This is a genomic window from Lamprobacter sp. (genome assembly GCF_034860625.1).
In the GTDB taxonomy this organism is placed as follows: Bacteria; Pseudomonadota; Gammaproteobacteria; order Chromatiales; family Chromatiaceae; genus Lamprobacter.
Genome location: NZ_JAYESN010000231.1, coordinates 1 through 4,878, shown reverse-complemented (window position 1 = coordinate 4,878; position 4,878 = coordinate 1). Strand labels below are relative to the sequence as shown.

General features: G+C 60.0%; 6 protein-coding genes and 2 pseudogenes. 1 reads left to right on the top strand and 7 read right to left on the bottom strand.

From position 1 onward, the window contains the following. From VBE63_RS24810 to VBE63_RS24785, 6 genes and pseudogenes are all read right to left on the bottom strand, one after another. On the bottom strand, positions 1–549 hold a 549-nt coding region (locus tag VBE63_RS24810), incomplete at its 3' end, for a PucC family protein (protein ID WP_323685688.1). Positions 550–604: 55 nt separating this feature from the next. Continuing rightward, positions 605–697, bottom strand: a pseudogene (locus tag VBE63_RS31605) (PucC family protein); the annotation flags it as partial. A gap of 157 nt (positions 698–854) precedes the next feature. Continuing rightward, positions 855–1,622 carry an IS5 family transposase gene (locus tag VBE63_RS24800; RefSeq protein ID WP_323685686.1) on the bottom strand — a complete coding sequence of 256 codons (768 nt, stop codon included), beginning with the start codon at positions 1,620–1,622 and terminating at the stop codon, positions 855–857. Between the two features lie 273 nt (positions 1,623–1,895). Next, positions 1,896–2,279, bottom strand: coding sequence for a PH domain-containing protein (locus VBE63_RS24795; protein WP_323685685.1), 384 nt, complete (start codon positions 2,277–2,279; stop codon positions 1,896–1,898). Between the two features lie 66 nt (positions 2,280–2,345). Continuing rightward, positions 2,346–2,570: a hypothetical protein gene (locus VBE63_RS24790; protein WP_323685684.1), complete on the bottom strand. Its 225-nt coding sequence runs from the start codon at positions 2,568–2,570 to the stop codon at positions 2,346–2,348. A 41-nt stretch (positions 2,571–2,611) separates the two neighbouring features. Next, on the bottom strand, positions 2,612–3,082 hold the full coding sequence (locus VBE63_RS24785) for a hypothetical protein (RefSeq protein ID WP_323685683.1): 471 nt from the start codon (positions 3,080–3,082) through the stop codon (positions 2,612–2,614). Between the two features lie 357 nt (positions 3,083–3,439). Between VBE63_RS24785 and VBE63_RS24780 the strand changes: the two genes are divergently transcribed. Beyond that, on the top strand, positions 3,440–4,159 hold the full coding sequence (locus VBE63_RS24780) for an MBL fold metallo-hydrolase (RefSeq protein WP_323685682.1): 720 nt from the start codon (positions 3,440–3,442) through the stop codon (positions 4,157–4,159). Between the two features lie 538 nt (positions 4,160–4,697). On the opposite strand, the pseudogene VBE63_RS24775 reads toward VBE63_RS24780, so the two are convergent. Continuing rightward, a pseudogene (locus VBE63_RS24775) lies at positions 4,698–4,878 on the bottom strand (hypothetical protein); the annotation flags it as partial.

Here is a 4,878-nt window from a genome sequence, read left to right as displayed (position 1 = left end):
TGACCCAGCTTCAGCCCTGAGCCCGTTCAAGCCTCGTTCACCACCGGTGCCGCCGCCCATCCGCAAGCGCCCGAACAGCAGCAGGGCGTCGATCAGGAACCCGCCTTCGATCGCAAAGGCACCGCCATAGGCGAGCAGCGCCACCTCGCCAGTGACGCGATTGAGCCCATCGACCAACCCGGCACCGAGCAGGTTGGCCAGCGCGCGGCCGAGCTGGAAGCCCAAGCCCCAGACCCCGAGCAAGAGTCCGGCGCTTTGCGTACTGGTGAAGGACACCGTCTGCGCCAACAGGCTGGCTGCGGCCAGCCCGGTGCTGAGCCCAAGCCCGAGCACACAGAGCTGCAGCAACCCCGGTGCTTGCATGACACCGGCCAGCACCACGCCGACGAACAGCGGCAGCAGTAAAACGATGCCCAGCCGGTACAGCCGTGCCAGCCCCAGCCAGGGGATCAGCACCAGGCCAGAGACCAGGATCGCCGCCAGCGCCCCGAGGCCCCAGAACATCGTCAGCTGCGTTGTCGCCGCCACATCCATGCCCCCCAGTGTCACCGACGATCAGATAGGGCTCGCGGCGCCGACCCCACAGCGGATACGCATCAGACAGATGCCCGAGCCAGATCCGCACCGGCGAGATCAACAACGGGATGGCGAGGAACAGCCCGGCCAGGATCACCGGCAGGCCAAGTTCGACCACCATCACCCGGTTGATGACGCTGCCGGAGAGGATCGACAGCAGGGTGAGACTCAGCGGCAGCCCGGCGAGGCGGATCAGCGCCAGTGGGCGGTTGAGACGCTGTATAGGAAGCCGCTCGAGCAAATTTAATTATTAGATCTGCAATCAGGCATGAATTAATCTACCCGAAAGCAATTTGATTATCGCAGAGTTGACGCAGCAAAAGCCGAGATGATGCAAGGTAAACTTGTGATTCGCTTGAGCGCGGATTTCGCTCGTAGTCTTTGCTTAATCGGCGTGACCGACCGAGCCACGCGAAGGTCCGCTCTACGACCCAACGACGTGGCAATACATGAAACCCTTTCGTGCCTGACTTGCGCTTGACAACCTCAAGGGTACACTGGAACTCTGACAGAACCCAACGAAAGAGTTCATCACCTAAGTATCCACAATCAGCCCAGATAATCTTTACGCTTTGCAGGATGACGAACAAACGGGTCAGGACGTCGCGGGCCGCTTTGCCATCAAAGATGTTGGCGGCATGCACGTAGACGACCAAGAGACAACCCATTGTATCGACTACAATATGGCGCTTACGGCCCTTGACGAGCTTGCCCCCGTCAAAGCCAGACTCAATCGACGACTCAGGCGTGCCTTTGACGCTTTGGCTATCAATGATCGCGCCACTGGGATCTGGGTTGCGATCTTCTTTTTGTCGCAGGCGTGCGCGCAACGCAGCGTTGATCTGCTCAAGTAGTCCGCTATGCGTCCACTTATTATAGTAGTAATTAACAAGATGATAAGAAGGGAAGTCTTTTGGTAAATAACGCCATGGACATCCTGTTTTGTTTAGATAAAAGATCGCGTTCAGAATCTCGCGAAGATTTGATTTGCGCTTACGTCCTGTTTTATAGGGATCAAGCTTGTTGATGATTGGGTAGTGCCCCAATCCATGGGGTGACTGTGTGAAATACGCTTAAAGTATCAGCGGGTTACGAAAACTCATCCTGCTTATCGGGGCACTACCGATGATTGGTTCAATGATAGCCCATTCTTCGTCTGACAAGTCACTTGGGTACCTTGCACATGGATGAGCGCCGTCTGAAGTCATACCGGTTGCTCCGAATAAAAAGGGGGGTTGGTCAAAAAATCGCCCCATGAGCTGAAAATAATGTATTATATATCATATATTTAGTTCCTGTACAGCGTCTGAGGCGATTGCTCACTGCACAGCGAGCACGGCCGTCGCCAGCGCCTTCTGGATCTCGGTGACATGATCTGCACCGCGCAGGGTCTTGGAGACCGGCTCGCTGGCCCCCGAGACCCACACCTTCAGCTCCGCATCCAGATCAAAATGCCCGGCGGTCTCGACCGAGAAGCGGGTAATCGCCTTGTAGGGGATCGAGAGATACTTGACCTTCTTGCCGGTCAGCCCCTGCTTGTCGATCAGCAGCAGGCGCGCGTTGGTGAAGATGAACTGATCGCGGATGACCTTGAAGGCGACCTCGATGGTCTCCTCTGCGGCGAGGATGGGTTCGAACTCATCGGCCAGCTTGGCTGGATCGATGGTGGAGGCGTTGCCAAGGAGGCCGCTTAAGAGTCCCATCAGGTGTCTTCATGGTTGATGTTGTGATGATGTTGAGTCTACCCTCATCGGGTCAGGAAGCCACCGTCAGTGCTGCAACCCCTGCCAAGCCAACCGGGATGTCAGTGTTGTTCGGCCATTGAGCAGCATGGCGTCCTGTTGGCCGTGACACGCCGAGGGTTGGTGAAGACCGTAGAGCCGCGCTTGCTGGCCTTGTCTTGTCAGGGCGATCGGCTCTCGGATGCCCTGATCACCGAGGTCTTGCGACGGGCGGGTGAAAGCTAACAGTGGCTTGCGAACCAAGGGGCTCATGGCCGCAGCATCAGGATATTAGCGGCTCTCGCCCACGATGTTCAGCGAAGTACGACGTCTGCCACTTCAGCGATCGCCGCCGCTGCGCCTTCCAGCTCGAACGACGTCTCAGCAAACCCACCATCGGCAGCGAGATAACCCAGACTGAGCCTGCCCTGGCAGGCTTGCAGTGCAGCGATAGGCCCCGTTGGCACGTCCAGCCCGTCGGCATGCTTAAGCACGAAGGAGACGTAATGCGCGCCGGCGTGATAGAGCGAGGAGGGTGGTTCACCGCTGCGTTCCGCGAGCTGGTGCGTGACCGCCTCGCGCGTCAGCCGCTGCTCCGCATCACCACACCACCACGCCAGGTTCGCTGTCGAATCCAGCGCGGGCGCCGTCGTGGCGGGCAGAAAGGTCACCCAGATGCGCGATTCATTGCTCGCGGCATGGAGCTTCAACTGATCGCCCTGTGCATTTTTGACCGCCGCGATCCTCACGCGGATGTCGTTGTACTCGTCGTAGAAGTCGCTCAAGGTCCAGGGCTCCTGCGCCCAGGCACCAGCCCAGGACGCCAGACCGAAAACGATCAATGCCAAAAGCCAGGCTGCTCGCATAGGCTGCATGGTCATGCCTCATGGTGTTGGGAGCTTGAGGGTCATCCAGCCCTACAGCACACGGCAGGCTCCATGCATCGAGGCTCAAGACCGAAGCCGACAGTCTGTGGCAACCGGGGCCACCGCTCCAGGAGACTGGTCAATCGCTGTCCGCTCAAGCCGGCGGAATCGCTGCCGTGCCCTAGCGCTGATCACCTCGGCTGAACAGGTTCGCGCCGGCGACATGAGACAGCCGTTGAGACTGATTCCGTGCTCCCCCAATACCAGGATACCCTGATGACCGCTCATCTTCGCCTGACCATCCTGTTCGACAACCAGCCAAGCCCCGCCGGACTCACCGCGCTTTGGGGTTTCGCCGCCCTGATCGAGACCGGCGAGCGAACGCTGCTCTTCGACACCGGCAGCAATGGCCGCGTGCTGCTGAAGAACATGGCCGCCCTCGGCCTCTCGATGGACGCGGTCGATCAGCTCTTCCTCTCTCATCCGCACTGGGATCACCTGGGCGGGCTGGACTCGGTGCTCGAGGCCAATCCGGCGCTCAGTGTGGTGCTGCATGAGGGCTTCTCCAAACACCTGATCCAAGATCTGCACGGCCTCTGCCGCGAGGTCATCGTCGTCGGTGCTGAGCCGCAGATCCTCGCACCTGGGCTGTTCTCCACCGGTCTGCTCGACAGTCAGCCGCCAGAACAGGCCCTGATCCTCAACCTCGGCGGCGTCACCCTGGCGATCAGTGGCTGCGCCCATCCGGGCATGGAGCAGATCGTCGAGCGGGGTCGGGCACTGCTCGGTGAGCCGATCCGCTGGGCGATTGGCGGTTTTCACTTGATGTATGCCGATGATGCCGAGATCACTCGATCGGTGCAGGCCTTGCAGGCGCTCGGGGTGACCGATGTGCTGCCGACCCATTGCACGGGTGATGCGGCGATCGTCGCGTTTGCGCAGGCCTATGGCGATCACTGCGTGAGCGGTGGGGTCGGGCGCCGACTGGCGTTGTGACCCGCGTCCTAGCAGCGCTGGATGCTGCAAGACGAGCCATTTGCAAGCGCGTTGGCAAACGATCCGCCGCCTGCTGCGAGCAGCAGGGTTGGTCATCCTCTGACCATTGCGATCGCAGCGATTGATTCGGCAGGTGCTTGCGGTCCTCTCACCGGGACTGCGCACAGGTTTATCCACAGCAGCTGTGGATCAATCGCTTCCGGAGAGCCAGTGGCCATGAGGACTGGCAGGAGGCGTTTGGCAACCGGAACGCGATCTGCAGACCCTGAGCTGAGCGTCTGCGTCAGACCGATGACCTCAAGTCCGCGGAGTCAGTCTAAGAGGCTTCGCTCTTAGAATCCTCTCCCACATCACCCCCATCATCGTCCTGCGTGGACGTTTCATCCTCATCCTCCTCATCGCCATCGACCAGCGAGCCCGTCGCCAGCGTCAACGCATTCACCGCGTCATCGGCCGCCAGCAGTTCGGCGTCTTTGCCCGCACGCTGTGCAGAATCGCGCGCGCGGCGCTCCAGATCGATGATTGAGCGCCCAAGCCCTTAGACCAGGCGACGTAGACGGTGGGTGGCCTCCTTGCGTTGCTTGTTGCTCAGGAGACCGGCGAACCAGAGCCCATCCAAGAGCATCAGGATCTTGTCCAGCAACAGCACCAGGCGAACAGAGTGTGCCAGCTGCGGCGAAGAGAGCTGCAGCGTCACCTCCCGCGGATTCGTGTAGCGC